The organism is Duganella caerulea (assembly GCF_040362985.1).
Classification (GTDB): domain Bacteria; phylum Pseudomonadota; class Gammaproteobacteria; order Burkholderiales; family Burkholderiaceae_D; genus Rugamonas; species Rugamonas vulcania.
Genome location: NZ_BPWJ01000002.1, coordinates 232,440 through 247,319 on the forward strand (window position 1 = coordinate 232,440; position 14,880 = coordinate 247,319).

Below are 14,880 nucleotides of genomic sequence, written 5' to 3' on the forward strand. Positions count from 1 at the left end.
ATCAGCGGGCCGGGTGCCCGCACGCGTACGTACAAAACGGAATTCCTATGCAAACTCTGACTCTCTCCGGCTCCGGCCGGCGCGGCATCAACTGGACGCGCGGCGTGGTGGTGACGCTGGCCGCCACCGCCATCTTCCTGCCGCTGCTGCTGATCTTCTACCAAAGCTTTTTGAACGCGCCGTTCTTCATGCCCGCCAAGGAACTGGGCCTGGACGCGTACCGCTTCATCTTCGAGGATCCCGATTTCTCGGTGGCCTTCAAGAACGCCTTCCTGCTGGCCGCCGGCCTGACCGCCATCGCCGTGCCGCTGGGCGGCATGCTGGCCTTCCTGATGATACGCACCGACCTGCCGGGCCGCGGCTTCATCGCGCCGATGCTGCTGGTGCCGATCTTCGTCTCGCCGATGGTGATGGGCTTCGGCTACGTGGTCTCGATGGGCCCCGTGGGCTTCTACTCGCTGTGGGCCAAGGACATCCTCGGCTTCATCCCGTGGAATATCTACTCCTTCACCAGCATCGTGGTGATCGCCGGCCTGACACACGTGCCGCACGTCTACCTGTACGCCTCGTCCGCGCTGAAAAGCCTGGGTTCCGACGTCGAGGAAGCGGCCCGCGTGACCGGCGCCTCGCCGCTGCAGGTGATGTTCAACGTCTCGCTGCCGATGATCACCCCGGCGCTGGCGTATGCGGCGGTGCTGGTGTTCTTCCTCGGCTTCGAGGTGTTCGGCCTGGTGCTGGTGCTGGGCGATCCTGAGGGCCACCTGGTGCTGGCGACCTACCTGTACAAGCTGACCAACAAACTGGGCACGCCGTCCTACCACCTGATGGCCGCCGTCGCCGTCTGCCTGGTGATGGTGACGATGCCGCTGGTGATGATCCAACGCTGGCTGCTCAAGTCGGCCAACAAGTTCGTGTCGATCAAGGGCAAGGGCGCGCGCTCGAAGTCCATGCCGCTCGGTAAATGGAAATGGCTGGCCTTCGCGCTGATCTTCGGCTGGCTGATGTTCACCATCATCATGCCGATGTCGGGTATCGTGCTGCGCTCCTTCGTGCAGTATTGGGGCGAGGGCGTCAACCTGCGCGACGTGCTGACGTTGCAGCACTTCCGCGAGATCATGGAGCAGCCGGCGCTGATGCGCGGCATCCTCAATACCGTCTTGATCGGCGTGATCGGCGGCGGCTTCGCGGTGATCTGCTATTGCGCCATCGCGCTGGCCATGCACCGCAAGCCGGACGGCGTGACCCGCTTCCTGGACTACAGCGTGCTGGTGCCGCGCGCCATTCCAGGCCTGCTGGCCGGCCTGTCCTTCCTGTGGGTGTTCCTGTTTGTCCCGAGCTGGCTCGATGGCATGTTGAAGGGCATGGACAACGGCGCGGCCCTGTGGCTGAGCGAGCATGCGATACCGGTGCTGCGCTCCCTGCGCTCGACCATCTTCGCCCTGTGGCTGGCGTATTCGGTGGTGTGGCTGGCCTACGGCATGCGCCTGATCTCCACCGCGCTGCTGCAGGTGGGGCCGGAGCTGGAGGAGGCGGCGCGCGCGGTCGGCGCATCGCGCGGCCAGGTGACGCGCGACGTCACCATCCCATTGGTCAAATATGGCCTGCTGGGCGCGTGGCTGATGGTGTTCCTGATCTTCGAGCGTGAGTATTCGACCGGCGTGTACCTGCTGTCGCCGGGCACCGAGGTGATAGGCGCGATGCTGGTGTCGCTGTGGGCCACCGGCTCCACCGACCTGGTGGCGGCGCTATCGTTCATTAACGTTACGCTGGTGGCCATTGGCCTGGGCGTGGCCCTGCGCTTTGGCGTGAAGCTGCATAATTAAGTCAAAATAAAATGAAACGAGACCTCATCATGAATGAACTGACCGTCAACGACCTGCACCTGGACTACGGTACCGGCGCCCACGCCAATCCGATTCTGAAGGGCGTGTCCATGCACCTTCAAAAAGGCGAAGTGGTGGCGCTGCTGGGGCCTTCGGGCAGCGGCAAGACCACGCTGCTGCGCGCCGTGGCGGGACTGGAAAGCCCGAAGCAGGGCACCATCTCCATCGGCGACCGCAATGTGTTCGACGGCTCGAAACACTTCGAGATGGCGGCCGAGCACCGCAACCTGGGGCTGGTGTTCCAGTCCTACGCGCTGTGGCCGCACAAGACGGTGTTCGACAACGTCGCCTATGGCCTCAAGCTGCGCAAGATGGGCGCCACGGAGATCAAGGACAAGGTCAGCGACGTGCTGAAGAACCTGGGCCTGGGCCACTTGGCCGAGCGCTTCCCGCACCAGCTGTCGGGCGGCCAGCAGCAGCGCGTGGCGATCGCCCGTGCGCTGGTGTACAACCCGCCGGTGATCCTGCTGGACGAGCCACTCTCCAACCTGGACGCCAAGCTGCGCGAAGAGGCGCGCGCCTTCCTGCGCGAGCTGATTGTGCGACTGGGCCTGTCGGCGCTGATGGTCACGCACGACCAGGCGGAGGCGATGGCGATCTCGGACCGCATCCTGTTGCTCAACAACGGCAAGATCGAGCAACAAGGCACGCCGCAAAGTATGTACGAAACGCCGGACACGCTGTTCACCGCCGAATTCATGGGCAGTAACAACCGCCTGCCGGCCAAGGTGGTCCAGCGCGACGGCGCCAACGTGATGCTGTCCGTCGGTTCCACGCCGCTGCGTGGCACCGCGCGCGGTACCGGTGGCGGCGAGCCGTCGACCATCATCCGCGTGGAGGAAGTGAAGATCAGCGCGACGCCGGTGGAGAACGCGATCGAGCTGCCGCTGCTGACCTGCATGTACCTGGGCGACCGCTTCGAGTGCCTGTTCAAGAGCGAGGACGGACCGGAGATGAGCCTGCGCGCCTACTCCAAGTACAAGCTGGAGGCAGGCAAATACTGGCTGCAGATGCCGGCCGATAAACTCTGGGTGTTCTGACGCTGAATGTATTCTGACGCTGAATGAAAAAAGCCCCCAACGGCACCAGTGCCGTTGGGGGCTTTTTTTATTGGCGCGGGCTTAGAAGCTGTAACGCACGCCGGCCGAGAACATGTCGGCTTTGACGTTGACGTTGCCGTCTTTGGCGACTTTGCCGAAGTTTTCGTATTCAGCCACGAAGCTGACCTTCTGGTTCAGCGCGAAAGCTGCGCCGACGCTGACGTACGGGGTGGTGCGGTTTTCGCTGCCCGACACGTAGTTGCCACGATAGCTGGCGTTCACTTTTTCGTGGGCGGTTGCGATACCCAGTTTGCCGAACAGCGAGAACTGTTCGTTCAGCGGCAGGGTGCCGGTGGCGGCGACGTAGAATGCCGATGGCTTGGAGGTGGCATATGCGCCATTGCCGGAGACCGACACTTCACGCAGGTCTGCGTAGCCGATTTCGGCGCCGAAGTTTTTGGTGTAGTTGTAGCCGCCAACCAGCTTGTAGGCGGTGGCGCTTTCCTTGATCGATACGATGGCCAGATCCGCTTTTTGTTCTGCGCGGCCGATGTTGCCGCCGACGTAGTAGCCTTCAGCCTGAACTGCCAGTGGAGCTGCCAGGGCGGCGATCATTGCGAATACGGTGATTTGTTTCATTATTTTTGTTCCTGAAGTGGCTAAAATGCGAAGCGGAACAACTGGCGTGCGCCGGCCGTTCAGTTTCACAGGGGCAATATTATGCGGTTTGATACTAAATCCTGCAAGTTGCGCCGGGCAGACGGGCTGGGAGCCGCATTTTTGCTTCCTATCGTCTCCGCTTTCTTCTGCTAAAAAAAGTGATCTTTGGAGAGAATCCACCCTGTCAATTGCACAAAAGTTGGGAGAAATAGATAAAATTGTTGCTCTAAGTCTATTTGTTTGCGCTGGGTGCAAGAACTGTCGTTTATAATTTGAAAAGTACGTCGGCTGGCATTTCTGCGGCATGTGAGCATGAGGTCGTACCTTTTTTCAATCTCAAAGCTCTGGATTATTTGATAACATGCGTACGAACGGTGTCAGTTTTTCTATTTCCCGCCACGCGGCGTGGGCGCCGGGACTGTCCGGTCCCGAATCCTGGGAACGCTGGGCGCAAGCGCCGTTTGCGATCGAGGCGGGCGCGGAGCCGGGCGTCAAGGCGATGCCTGCGATGCTGCGCCGGCGCGCCGGATTTCTCGGTAAGATGGCGCTGGAAGTGGCATACCAATGTCTCGACGGCCGCACCGATATCCCCACGGTCTTCTGCTCTCGCCACGGCGAGGTCGCGCGTTCGCTGGAGTTGTTGAGCGATCTGGCGCGCGGCGAGCCGTTGTCGCCGACGGCGTTCAGCATGTCGGTGCATAACGCCATTGCCGGGCTGCTGAGCATCGCCCGCGGCGACCGCGCCAATCAACTGGCGCTGGCCGCCGGCACCGCCACCATCGAGCATGCCGTCATCGAGGCCTGCGGCCTTTTGGCGGACGGCGCGTCCGAGGTGCTGCTGGTGGCCTGCGATTGCCCCTTGCCGGAGTTGTTTGCGCCGTTCCAGGATTGCGAAGAACAGCCGTATGCGTGGGCGTGGCTGCTGACGCCTGCGGCGGACGATGCGATATCGTTGAACTGGACCGCGAGCGCCGAGCCGCCGTCGGCCGGCATGCCGGGCGGCCTGGAAGTGGCGCGCTTCCAGCTGCGCGGCGCACGTCGGCTGGAGCGCTGCGACGGGCGCCTGCGCTGGAGCTGGAGCCGCGATGCGTGACGGGTTGCCGGCCGCGCTGTCGCGGTACTGGCGCGTGTTCGCCACTGGCTTGAGTTTTCTGGTGTTCGGCGTTGGCGGATTGGTTTTGCGGGTGCTGGTGTTCCCGGCGCTGAACGTGGTGGTGCGCCAGCCGGAGCGGCGCGTAACGGCGGCGCGCACGGTGATACGGCGGGCCTTTCGCAGCTATGTGGATTTGATGCGCGCGCTGGGCGTGCTGCGTTACGATATACGCGGCGTGGAAAAGCTCGATCGTGGCGGCCTGCTGATACTGGCCAACCATCCGACGTTGATCGACACCGTGTTCCTGATGGCCTTCGTGAAGAACGCCGATTGCATTGTCAAGGGAGCGCTGTGGAATAACCCGTTCACGCGCGGACCTGTGCGCGCGGCGGGCTACATCAACAACGAGGGCGGGGCGGAACTGGTGGACGATTGCATCGCCTCTCTGCGGCGCGGCAATAACCTGATCGTGTTCCCGGAAGGGACGCGCACGCCGGCCAATGGCGCGATCAGCATGAAGCGCGGCGCGGCCAACATCGCGGTGCGCGGCGCGCGCGACATGACGCCGGTGCTGATCCGCTGCGAGCCGGCCACGCTGGGCAAGGGCGACAAGTGGTGGCGTGTGCCGCCGCGCCGCGTGTTGATCAGCATCGAGGTCCAGGACGACCTGGCGGTGGCAGCATTCACCGAGGGCGCGGCCAGCGATGTGATGGCGGCGCGCCAGTTGACCGAATTTTTACAGAACTATTTTACCGGGAAGTGCCAAAACCATGCTTGAACAGGAAGTCAAAGAACTGATTATCGATGTGCTGCAGCTGGAGGACATCACGCCCGCCGATATCGATAGCGCGGCGCCGTTGTTCGTCGAAGGCCTGGGCCTGGATTCGATCGACGCGCTGGAGCTGGGCGTCGCCTTGCAGAAGAAGTACGGGATTTCGCTGTCCGCCGATTCGGAGGACACCCGGCGCCATTTCGCCTCGGTGCAGGCGCTGGCGGCGATGATCGATAGCCATAGAAAAAAATAAGGGAGCGGCACATGATTGATTTGAACGACATGAGCAAAGACCAGTTGCAGACCTGGGTAGTGGATCTGCTGGCCGAGATGTTTGAACTCGACAAGGCTGACCTGAGCGCCGGCTCGAACCTGTATTCGGACCTGGACATCGACAGCATCGACGCGGTCGACCTGGCGGTGAAGCTCAAGCAGCTGACCGGCAAGCGCCTGCAGCCGGAAGTGTTCAAGACCATCCGCACCATCGGCGACGTGGTCGACGCGCTGGCAGGCATGACGGAGCAGGCGGCGTAAGTACGATGCCGATGACTGTCCTGACGGTGGCGGTGACGCTGCTGTATCCATTGGCGATCTGGTTCGGGCATGGACAGGTGGAGCCGCGCTGGCTGGCCGGCCTGCTGTTGCTGGCCGTGGCCACGCGCCTGCCCGCGCTCAAGCTGAGCGTCGTCGCGCGCTGGTCGGCGGCGGGCGCGCTGGTGCTGATGGCGTGCGCGGTCTGGAGCAATCTGCTGCTGCCTTTGAAGCTGTATCCGGTGCTGGTTAATGCGGCGCTGCTGGCGGGCTTCGGCTACAGCCTGGCGACGCCGATGTCGGCGGTCGAGCGCATGGCGCGCCTGCGCGGCGAGGACTTCCCGCCGGTGGCGCAAGCCTATATGCGCAAGGTGACGCAGGTGTGGTGCGGCTTCTTTGTCGTCAACGGCTTGATCGCCTTCGCCACCGCGCTGTGGATGTCGGAGGCCGTGTGGTCGCTGTACACCGGCGTGATCTCGTACGGGTTGATGGCGTTGCTGTTCGGCGGCGAGTATCTGGTGCGCCTGCGTTTCAAGCGTCTGCATCATGTCTGACCGGATCGAAAATCTTTACGCTGCCATCGCGGTGCGGCCCGCCGGCGGCTTGGCCGGCTGGCGTGCCGGCGCGGCCATTGACAACGCGCATTGGCTGGCACGCGCGCATGCGTGGCATGCGCTGCTGCGCGGCCAGCAGGGCAGCGATTTCGCGCTGTACCTGGACGATAGCCTTGAATTCAGCGCGGCCCTGCTGGGTGCCTGGCATGCCGGCAAGACCATCTGGCTGAGCGCCGACACGCTGGAGGCCAGCTGCGCCGCCTTGCGCGCATCGGTGGACGGCTTCCTCGGCCAGTTCCCTGAGGAGCTGCGGCCGATGCAGCCCGGCGAAGCGGACGAGGTATCGACGGCGGCGCAAATGGGCGGCGCCTTGTCCGCCGACTTGCCGGCGCTGGTCGTGTTCACGTCCGGCAGCACCGGCGCGGCGCAAGCCATTCCTAAAAAACTGTCGCAACTGGCGAGCGAAGTCGAAACGCTCGATGTGCTGTTCGGCGCCACCGCCGGCGACGCCGCCGTGCTGGCGACCGTCTCGCACCAGCACATCTACGGCCTGCTGTTCAAGGTCCTTTGGCCGCTCAGTACCGGCCGCGCGATCCATGCGCTGAGCATCACCTATCCTGAAGAACTGGCGGCCGGCATGGCCGCCGGCCCTTGCGTGCTGGTGGCCAGCCCGGCGCACCTGAAGCGGTTGCCGGAGCACCTGGACTGGCGCGGCGCGGCCGGCATGCTGCGGACGGTGTTTTCGTCCGGCGGCCCGCTGGCTGCGGATACCGCGCTGGCCGCGGGACGCCTGCTGGGCAGCGTGCCGGTGGAAGTCTACGGCAGCTCGGAGACGGGCGGCGTGGCCTGGCGCCAGCGCAGTGGTATCACCGACGACGCCTGGCGGCCTTTCCCCACTGTGGCATGGCGCCTCGGCGCGGCGGACGACACGCTGGAGGTGCGCTCGCCGCATCTGGCCGACGACAACTGGCTGGCGCTGGCCGACCGCGCAGCGCGCGTCGGCGAGCAGCGCTTCCTGCTGCTGGGCCGCAGCGACCGCATCGTCAAAATTGAGGAAAAGCGGATCTCGCTGAGCGCGATGGAGGAGGCGTTGCTGGCGTGCGGCATGGCCGCCGAGGTCCGCATCGTCCTGTGCGAGCCGGGCGCCGGCGAACGCCAGCGGCTGGCCGCGTTCATCGTGCCGACGCCGGCGGGCCGCGCACTGCTGGATGCCGAAGGCAAGCCCGCCTTCAACGCCCACCTGCGCGCCGTGCTGGCGGCGGTGGTGGACGCGGTCGCGCTGCCGCGCCGCTGGCGCTACCTGGACCAGATGCCGGTCAACGCCCAAGGCAAGACAACGCTGGCCGCTTTGCTGGCGCTGCTCGACGGCGACGACGGCGCGGCCGCCCGCCGTCCGTGCCTGCCGCAGCTGCGCGAGCTGGAACGGGAGCCGCTGCGCGTGCTGCTGGAAGTGAGCGCACCGGCCGACCTGCTGTATTTCGACGGCCACTTCGACGTCGCGCCCATCCTGCCGGGCGTGGTGCAGGTCGACTGGGCGATCCATTACGGCCGCCAGTATTTCGACCTGCCGCCGCAGTTCAAGGGCATCAACGCGCTCAAGTTCCAGCAGGTGATACAGCCGGAGACCCCGGTGCGGCTGGAACTGCAGCACGACGAGGCCAAGGGCTGCCTGCAATTCCGGTACCTGTCCGAGGCGGGCCAGCATGCCAGTGGCCGCGTCATGCTGGGAGACGCGGATGCGTGATTTCAAACCCTGCATCGTGGTGCCGGTCTATAACCACGAACACGCGATCGGCGCGGTGGTGGCCGGGCTGCTGTGCCACGGCGCGCCGTGCATCCTGGTCGACGACGGCAGTAGCGCCGCCTGCGCCGGCGTGCTGGACGCGCTGGCGCGGCAGCATGCCGGCGCGGTCACGCTAGTGCGGCTGGCGCAGAACCAGGGAAAGGGCGTCGCGGTGCTGAGCGGCTTCCACCGCGCGGCGGAACTGGGCTATACGCATGTGCTGCAGATCGACGCCGACGGCCAGCACCAAACCGCCGACGTGCCGAAATTCCTGGCGCAAGCCGCCGCCTGTCCGGACGCCGTCATCGCCGGCCATCCGGTCTACGACGAATCGGTGCCGAAGGCGCGCCTGTACGGCCGCTACGCCACCCACATCTGGGTCTGGATTAATACCCTGTCGTTCGACATCAAGGATTCGATGTGCGGCTTCCGCGTCTATCCGGTGGCGCCGGTCAATGCGCTGGCGGCGCGCAGTCCCATCGGCGCGCGCATGAACTTCGACACCGACATCCTGGTGCGGCTGTTCTGGGACGGCCTGCAAGTGGTGAATTTGCCGACCCGCGTCAGCTATCCGTCGGATGGCGTATCGCACTTCCGCGTCTGGAGCGACAACGTGCGGATCTCGTGGATGCATACGAAGCTGTTCTTCGGCATGCTGCCGCGCATTCCCCGCCTGTTGGCGCGCAAAGGGCGGGTTCGATGACCGCGCGTAGCCTGCATTGGGCCTCCATCAACGAGATCAGTTTCGTCGGCGGCATGCGCCTGTTGTTCTGGATCGCCCGCGTGTTCGGTCGCTGGCCGTTCCGCTTGGTGCTGTATCCGGTGCTGGGCTGGTACGTGTTGAGCAAACCGCGGCCGCGCCGCGCTTCGCAGGCGTATCTGCGCCGCGTGGCCGGTTACACGTCGACGGCCGTGCCGGGCGTGCTGCGCCACTTCGCCGCCTTCGGCGAGAGTATCCTCGACAAGATGCTGCTGTGGGGCGGCTTGTTCAAGCTCGATATGGTCGACCTGCACGGCGGCGAGTTGATTACCGACGCGGCGGCGGCCGGGCGGGGAGGGCTGCTGATCTGCGCTCATCTGGGCAACCTGGAGTTGTGCCGCGTGCTGTCGCGCCAGCGCCGCGACATCAAGATGACGGTGCTGGTGCACACCAAGCACGCGCAGGCCTTCAACGACATGCTCGCCCGCCTCAATCCCGAGAGCCAGCTGAATCTGATGCAGGTGACGGAGATGTCGCCGGCCACCGCCATCCTGCTGTCCGAGCGCGTGGCGCGCGGCGAGTTCGTGGTCATCGCCGGCGACCGCGTGCCGGTGTCGCACAATCCGCGCGTGGCGCTGGCCGACTTCATGGGCGCGCCGGCGCCGTTCCCGGTTGGCCCCTATGTGCTGGCCAATATCCTGCAATGCCCGGTGTTCCTGTTGTTCTCCATCCGCGACGGGCAGCGTTCGTCGCTGTATTTCGAAGCCTTCCGCGACGCCGTGCGTATTCCGCGCCAGGGACGCGACGCGGCCTTCCAGCAGTTGGCCGGCGATTACGCGCGCCGTCTGGAGCATTACTGCCTGCGCGCGCCGCTGCAGTGGTTTAATTTTTACGATTTCTGGCACTTACCCCAATTGGAACGATCCGATGCACCTCGCTGACATAGCCCAACTCCGCACCGCGCCGCGCGCCGTACGCTTCGACCAGAAACGCCTGACGATCGAGGACATCGTCGACATCGCGCAAGGCCGCGCCGTCGCCGAACTGTCGGACGATCCGGCCTTCCGCGCCACCATCGCGCGCGGCGCCGACTTCCTCGACCGCCTGCTGCGCGAGGACGGCACCGTCTACGGCGTCACCACCGGCTACGGCGATTCCTGCACGGTGGTGGTGCCGCCGGAGCTGGTGGCCGAGCTGCCGCATCACTTGTACACCTACCACGGCGTCGGCCTGGGCGAGTACTTCACGCCGGCGCAGACGCGGGCGATCCTGGCTTCGCGCCTGGCGTCGCTGAGCAAGGGCTATTCCGGCGTCAGCGTCGAGCTGCTGCTGCAGATCACACGCCTGCTCGACGCCGGCCTGCTGCCGCTGATTCCCTCCGAGGGTTCGGTCGGCGCCAGCGGCGACCTCACGCCGTTGTCCTACCTGGCGGCGGTGCTGTGCGGCGAGCGCGAAGTGTGGCGCGACGGCGTGCAGGTGCCGGCTGCGCAGGCCTTGCAGGAAGCCGGCATCGCGCCGCTGCGCCTGCGGCCGAAGGAGGGGCTGGCGATCATGAACGGCACCGCCGTCATGACCGCGCTGGCCTGCATGGCCTACGACCGCGCCGAATACCTGGTCCGGCTGACCACCCGCATCACGGCGATGGCCTCGTTCGCGATGGACGGCAACGCCCACCACTTCGACGAGGTGCTGTTCTCGGTCAAGCCGCACGGCGGCATGCAGCAGGTGGCGGCATGGCTGCGCAGTGACCTGCCGACCGACCAGTGGGAACGCAACGGCAAGCGCCTGCAGGACCGCTATTCGATCCGCTGCGCGCCGCACGTGATCGGCGTGCTGGCCGATGCGCTGCCGTTTTTCCGTTCGTCGATCGAAAATGAACTCAATAGCGCCAACGACAATCCGCTGATCGATGCCGACAACGAACGCGTGCTGCACGGCGGCCATTTCTACGGCGGCCATATCGCTTTCGCCATGGACGGCATGAAGAACGCGGTCGCCAACCTGGCCGACCTGCTGGACCGCCAGATGGCGCTGCTGGTCGACAGCCGCTACAACCACGGCCTGCCGGCCAACCTGTCCGGCGCCACCGGTGCGCGCGCGCCGATCAACCACGGCCTGAAGGCCTTGCAGATCAGCGCCTCGGCGTGGACGGCGGAAGCGCTCAAGCTGACCATGCCGGCTTCGGTGTTCTCGCGCTCGACCGAGTGCCACAACCAGGACAAGGTCAGCATGGGCACCATCGCCGCGCGCGACTGCCTGCGCGTGCTGGAGCTGACGGAGCAGGTGGTGGCGGCATTGCTGATCACCGTGCGCCAAGGCGTGTGGCTGCGCTGCCAGGTCAGCCCGGAGCTGCAACCGCAAGCCGCGCTGGCGGCGATGCAGGAGACGCTGGGCGCCGACATCAAGCCGGTGGAGGAAGACCGCCGCCTGGAGCCGGACTTGCGCCTGCTGCTGGAACGTATCCGCGCCAAGGCATGGGATCTGTATGCGCCGAACTAACAAGGAAAGCCGCTGGTTCGCGGAAGTCGAGATGCAGGTGCAGTTCTTCGACCTGGATCCAATGGAGATCGTCTGGCACGGCCGCTACGTGAAATATCTGGAAGTGGTGCGTTGCGCGCTGCTGGACAAGATCGGCTACAACTACCCGCAGATGAAGGAGTCCGGCTATATCTGGCCGGTGATCGACATGCAGCTGCGCTACATCGGCTCGGCCACCTTCGGCCAGACCCTCAAGCTGCGCGCCGACATCGTCGAGTGGGAGAATCGCTTGAAGATCGACTACCTGATCACCGACGCCGCCACCGGCAAGCGCCTTAACCGCGCCAGCACCACCATGGTCGCCGTCGATATCGCCACCAAGGAGATGTGCTTCGTGTCGCCTCCTGTGCTGTTTGAAAAATTGGGGATAGAGCCTGTATGAAGACAATATTGTTCGCGGTCGCGCTGGCCGCGTTGGGACCAGTCCACGCCGCCGTGCCGGTGGCGAAGATCCAGGCCATGCTGGCCAAGCCGCCCGTGATGTGCGGCCGCTTCGACCAGAGCAAGCAGCTGGCCGGCATGAAGAAACCGCTGGCCGCCAACGGCCGCTTTTGCGTGGTCGCCGGCAAGGGCGTGTTGTGGCGCACCTTGCAGCCTTTCCCCAGCACGCTGCGCCTGACGCGCGACGAGATCGTCAACTACCAGGGTGACCGCGTGGCGATGCGGCTGGACGCCAAGACCGAGCCGACCGTCCGCATGATCAACAACGTGTTGTTCTCGCTGCTGTCCGGCGACCTGGCACAGTTGGAGACGCTGTTCGAGGTGGACGGCACGGTTGACGCCAACAGCTGGAACGTGATGCTCAAGCCGCGCCAGCCGGCGCTGGAAAAAGCCATCGGCACCATCAAGCTTGACGGCGGCGCCTACGTGAAGACCATCGTCATGGGCGACGCCGGCGGCGACCGCACCACCATCGTGTTCTCCGCGATCCAGCCCGGCGATGCCGCGATGAGCAAGGAAGAGGCGGCGCTGTTTTGAATCGTACCCGCCAATTCGCGCTGCTGTGGGCCTTTGCCGTCTGCCTGCTGCTGGGGCATAACGCCTATCTGTGGCTGGTGCAGCGCATCGTGCCGGACACCGACATCATGGCGCTGCTGCCGGTGCAGGAGCGCGATCCGCTGCTGCAGCAGTCGTTCAGCCACATGGTCGACGCGGCGCAGCAGCGGGTGGTGGTGCTGGTCGGCGCGGCGGACTGGAAGGACGCCAAGCGCGCGGCCGACGCCTACAGCGCGGTGCTCGCGTCCCGCAAGGACATCTTCGAGGCGACGCCGATCGGCGAGCAAACGCAGAGCGACTGGCTGTCGCTGTTCCAACGCCATCGCCTGGTGCTGCTGACGGCGCAGCAGGAGGCGCAACTGCGCACCCAGCCGGCGCAGTTCTGGCTTGAGACGGCGCTCAGCAAACTGTATAGCCCATTTGGCGGCCCCAATCTTGGTTCGTGGCGCGACGATCCCTTCGGCCTGTTCGCCGGTTGGCTGCAGGAGCGCGCGCAGGAAACGCCGGTGCGTCCTCGCGACGGCCATCTGTTCGTCGCGGACGCCAAGCGCCAGTACGTGCTGCTGCCGCTGACGCTGAAGGTACCCGCGCTGTCGATGACGGCACAGGAAACCGTGCTGCCCTTGCTGAAGCAGGCCGGCGACGCCGCCCGCAAGGCGACCCCGCAAGTGGAACTGATACAGGCCGGCGTGATCCTGCACGCGGCCAACGCCAGCGCCCAGGCCAGCGGCGAGGTGTCCACCATCGGCATCGGCTCGCTGCTGGGTATTGTGCTGCTGATGTGGTTTGCCTTCCATTCGTTCAAGCCGATTTCGCTGATCCTGCTCTCGATCGGCATCGGCTGCCTTGGCGCGCTGTCGGTGTGCTGGCTGCTCTTCGGCCGCGTGCACCTGATGACATTGGTGTTCGGCGCAAGCCTGATCGGCGTGGCGCAGGACTACGGCATCTACTTCCTGTGCAACCGCCTCGCGGCGGACGAGAAGCTGGAATCGCCCGCCCTGCTGAGACGCCTGCTGCCTGGCCTGGGCCTGACCCTGCTGGCGGCGGTGATCGGCTACATGGGACTGGCGCTGACGCCGTTCCCCGGGCTGCGCCAGATGGCGGTGTTCTCCGCGCTTGGCCTGGTGTTCGCGTGGATGACGGTGGTGTGCTGGTTCCCGGCGCTGATCGGCAGCCGCACGCTGAAGAGCGGGGCGCTGGTGCGCGGCTATGGCGCGGCCCTGCGGTGCTGGCCGCTGCTGCGCATGAACGGGGCCACGCTGCTGGCCGCCGTGGCGTTCGCGCTGGCGGCCGGCTATGGCGTGAGCCGCCTTGGCGCCAACGACGATATCCGCCTTCTGCAAAATCCGCCCAAGCACCTGATCGCCGACCAGCTCAAATTGAGCAAGCTGCTGGACGCGCCGACGCCGGTGCAGTACTTCCTGGTGCGCGGCGATTCCGTCGAGACGGTGCTGCAGCGCGAAGAGGCGTTGAAGGCGCGGCTGGACCTGATGGCGGCAGCGGGGCGCATCGGCGGTTACCAGGCGATGTCCAACTGGGTGCCGTCCGCGCGCACGCAGGCGGCGCGCCGCCAACTGATCGAAGACAAACTGCTGGCCGCCGGCGGCCCGCTGCACGCCGTCGCCGCGCAGACCGGCGAGGACGCGCAGTGGATCGCCGCCACCGCAGCCGGTCTGCGCACCGCCGCGGCGCCGCTGACGCTGGACGCCTTTCTGAAGGCCCCGGCCAGCGAGCCATGGCGCCATCTGTGGCTGGGCGACGTGAACGGCGTCTACGCCAGCATCGTCGCCTTGCGCGGCCTGTCCGGCGCCGCAGTGCCGCAGGTGCGGCTGGCCGCCGATGGATTGCAGGGCGTGCAATGGGTCGACAAGGTGGCCGAGATTTCGTCGGTGCTGGGCCGCTATCGCGAGTATATGAGCTGGGTGGTGCTGGGCGCTTATGCGGTGGTGTTCGCGCTGCTGTTCCCGCGCTACCGGCGCCGGACCTGGCGCGTGCTGGCGCCGACCGCGCTGGCCAGCATCGCCACGCTGGCCTTGCTCGGCTTCGCGTCGCAGAACCTCCAGCTGTTCCACGTGCTGGCGCTGATGCTGCTGCTGGGCGTCGGCGTCGATTACGGCATCTTCATGCAGGAGCATCCCGACCGGCGCGACCGCACGCCATGGCTGGCGGTCGGCATGTCGGCGGCGAATACGATTTTGTCCTTCGGTTTGCTGGGACTGAGTTCCACTCCGGCGTTGCAGGCGTTCGGCCTGACGATGCTGCTGGGGACCGCGCTGGTCTGGTTGATCGTCCCTTGTTTTGGCTCCACTAAAGAAAGCTCCAATGACTGA

General features: G+C 65.5%; 15 protein-coding genes. 14 read left to right on the forward strand and 1 reads right to left on the reverse strand.

Annotation, left to right across the window (positions count from 1 at the left end; translation table 11 throughout):
- The first annotated feature begins 47 nt into the window (after positions 1–47).
- Together ACUJB0_RS05865 and ACUJB0_RS05870 are read left to right on the forward strand one after the other, a co-directional pair.
- Positions 48–1,823 carry an ABC transporter permease gene (locus ACUJB0_RS05865; RefSeq protein ID WP_444844405.1) on the forward strand — a complete coding sequence of 592 codons (1,776 nt, stop codon included), beginning with the start codon at positions 48–50 and terminating at the stop codon, positions 1,821–1,823.
- 29 nt (positions 1,824–1,852) lie between these two features.
- Positions 1,853–2,923 carry an ABC transporter ATP-binding protein gene (locus tag ACUJB0_RS05870; RefSeq protein ID WP_444844954.1) on the forward strand — a complete coding sequence of 357 codons (1,071 nt, stop codon included), beginning with the start codon at positions 1,853–1,855 and terminating at the stop codon, positions 2,921–2,923.
- Between the two features lie 81 nt (positions 2,924–3,004).
- Here the strand turns inward: ACUJB0_RS05870 and ACUJB0_RS05875 are convergent, their stop codons facing one another.
- Positions 3,005–3,562: an outer membrane beta-barrel protein gene (locus ACUJB0_RS05875; RefSeq protein ID WP_444844406.1), complete on the reverse strand. Its 558-nt coding sequence runs from the start codon at positions 3,560–3,562 to the stop codon at positions 3,005–3,007.
- Positions 3,563–3,944: 382 nt separating this feature from the next.
- Between ACUJB0_RS05875 and ACUJB0_RS05880 the strand changes: the two genes are divergently transcribed.
- The 12 genes from ACUJB0_RS05880 to ACUJB0_RS05935 are packed head-to-tail and all read left to right on the forward strand — an operon-like array spanning position 3,945 to position 14,880.
- Positions 3,945–4,676 carry a beta-ketoacyl synthase chain length factor gene (locus ACUJB0_RS05880; protein WP_444844407.1) on the forward strand — a complete coding sequence of 244 codons (732 nt, stop codon included), beginning with the start codon at positions 3,945–3,947 and terminating at the stop codon, positions 4,674–4,676.
- Positions 4,669–5,454, forward strand: a complete 786-nt coding sequence (locus ACUJB0_RS05885) for a lysophospholipid acyltransferase family protein (protein WP_444844408.1) — start codon at positions 4,669–4,671, stop codon at positions 5,452–5,454. Before ACUJB0_RS05880 ends, ACUJB0_RS05885 begins: the two co-directional genes overlap by 8 nt.
- Positions 5,447–5,701, forward strand: a complete 255-nt coding sequence (locus tag ACUJB0_RS05890; RefSeq protein WP_444844409.1) for a phosphopantetheine-binding protein — start codon at positions 5,447–5,449, stop codon at positions 5,699–5,701. The genes ACUJB0_RS05885 and ACUJB0_RS05890 overlap by 8 nt, the downstream gene beginning before the upstream one ends.
- Before the next feature lie 11 nt (positions 5,702–5,712).
- A complete protein-coding gene (locus ACUJB0_RS05895; RefSeq protein ID WP_444844410.1) occupies positions 5,713–5,982 on the forward strand; it encodes an acyl carrier protein in 270 nt (89 codons plus the stop codon).
- Between the two features lie 5 nt (positions 5,983–5,987).
- Complete coding sequence (locus ACUJB0_RS05900) at positions 5,988–6,533, forward strand: COG4648 family protein (protein WP_444844411.1); 546 nt, start codon at positions 5,988–5,990, stop codon at positions 6,531–6,533.
- Entirely contained in the window at positions 6,526–8,277 is a 1,752-nt protein-coding gene (locus ACUJB0_RS05905) for an ApeI family dehydratase (RefSeq protein ID WP_444844412.1), read from the forward strand. Before ACUJB0_RS05900 ends, ACUJB0_RS05905 begins: the two co-directional genes overlap by 8 nt.
- On the forward strand, positions 8,270–9,019 hold the full coding sequence (locus ACUJB0_RS05910; RefSeq protein WP_444844413.1) for a glycosyltransferase family 2 protein: 750 nt from the start codon (positions 8,270–8,272) through the stop codon (positions 9,017–9,019). Before ACUJB0_RS05905 ends, ACUJB0_RS05910 begins: the two co-directional genes overlap by 8 nt.
- Positions 9,016–9,957, forward strand: coding sequence for a lysophospholipid acyltransferase family protein (locus ACUJB0_RS05915; protein ID WP_444844414.1), 942 nt, complete (start codon positions 9,016–9,018; stop codon positions 9,955–9,957). The genes ACUJB0_RS05910 and ACUJB0_RS05915 overlap by 4 nt, the downstream gene beginning before the upstream one ends.
- A complete protein-coding gene (locus ACUJB0_RS05920; protein WP_444844415.1) occupies positions 9,944–11,515 on the forward strand; it encodes an HAL/PAL/TAL family ammonia-lyase in 1,572 nt (523 codons plus the stop codon). The genes ACUJB0_RS05915 and ACUJB0_RS05920 overlap by 14 nt, the downstream gene beginning before the upstream one ends.
- Complete coding sequence (locus tag ACUJB0_RS05925) at positions 11,502–11,936, forward strand: acyl-CoA thioesterase (protein ID WP_444844416.1); 435 nt, start codon at positions 11,502–11,504, stop codon at positions 11,934–11,936. The genes ACUJB0_RS05920 and ACUJB0_RS05925 overlap by 14 nt, the downstream gene beginning before the upstream one ends.
- Complete coding sequence (locus ACUJB0_RS05930) at positions 11,933–12,532, forward strand: outer membrane lipoprotein carrier protein LolA (RefSeq protein ID WP_444844417.1); 600 nt, start codon at positions 11,933–11,935, stop codon at positions 12,530–12,532. Before ACUJB0_RS05925 ends, ACUJB0_RS05930 begins: the two co-directional genes overlap by 4 nt.
- Positions 12,529–14,880 carry an MMPL family transporter gene (locus tag ACUJB0_RS05935; RefSeq protein ID WP_444844418.1) on the forward strand — a complete coding sequence of 784 codons (2,352 nt, stop codon included), beginning with the start codon at positions 12,529–12,531 and terminating at the stop codon, positions 14,878–14,880. Before ACUJB0_RS05930 ends, ACUJB0_RS05935 begins: the two co-directional genes overlap by 4 nt.

What these genes read in the sequence shown, in the direction of transcription:
- ACUJB0_RS05910 (WP_444844413.1), top strand. Translation starts at nt 8,270, where the DNA reads ATGCGTGATTTCAAACCCTGCATCGTGGTGCCGGTCTATAACCACGAA.
- ACUJB0_RS05875 (WP_444844406.1), bottom strand. Translation starts at nt 3,562, where the DNA reads ATGAAACAAATCACCGTATTCGCAATGATCGCCGCCCTGGCAGCTCCA.
- ACUJB0_RS05890 (WP_444844409.1), top strand. Translation starts at nt 5,447, where the DNA reads ATGCTTGAACAGGAAGTCAAAGAACTGATTATCGATGTGCTGCAGCTG.
- ACUJB0_RS05915 (WP_444844414.1), top strand. Translation starts at nt 9,016, where the DNA reads ATGACCGCGCGTAGCCTGCATTGGGCCTCCATCAACGAGATCAGTTTC.
- ACUJB0_RS05895 (WP_444844410.1), top strand. Translation starts at nt 5,713, where the DNA reads ATGATTGATTTGAACGACATGAGCAAAGACCAGTTGCAGACCTGGGTA.
- ACUJB0_RS05925 (WP_444844416.1), top strand. Translation starts at nt 11,502, where the DNA reads ATGCGCCGAACTAACAAGGAAAGCCGCTGGTTCGCGGAAGTCGAGATG.
- ACUJB0_RS05870 (WP_444844954.1), top strand. Translation starts at nt 1,853, where the DNA reads ATGAATGAACTGACCGTCAACGACCTGCACCTGGACTACGGTACCGGC.
- ACUJB0_RS05920 (WP_444844415.1), top strand. Translation starts at nt 9,944, where the DNA reads ATGCACCTCGCTGACATAGCCCAACTCCGCACCGCGCCGCGCGCCGTA.
- ACUJB0_RS05865 (WP_444844405.1), top strand. Translation starts at nt 48, where the DNA reads ATGCAAACTCTGACTCTCTCCGGCTCCGGCCGGCGCGGCATCAACTGG.
- ACUJB0_RS05885 (WP_444844408.1), top strand. Translation starts at nt 4,669, where the DNA reads ATGCGTGACGGGTTGCCGGCCGCGCTGTCGCGGTACTGGCGCGTGTTC.
- ACUJB0_RS05880 (WP_444844407.1), top strand. Translation starts at nt 3,945, where the DNA reads ATGCGTACGAACGGTGTCAGTTTTTCTATTTCCCGCCACGCGGCGTGG.
- ACUJB0_RS05905 (WP_444844412.1), top strand. Translation starts at nt 6,526, where the DNA reads ATGTCTGACCGGATCGAAAATCTTTACGCTGCCATCGCGGTGCGGCCC.
- ACUJB0_RS05930 (WP_444844417.1), top strand. Translation starts at nt 11,933, where the DNA reads ATGAAGACAATATTGTTCGCGGTCGCGCTGGCCGCGTTGGGACCAGTC.
- ACUJB0_RS05900 (WP_444844411.1), top strand. Translation starts at nt 5,988, where the DNA reads ATGCCGATGACTGTCCTGACGGTGGCGGTGACGCTGCTGTATCCATTG.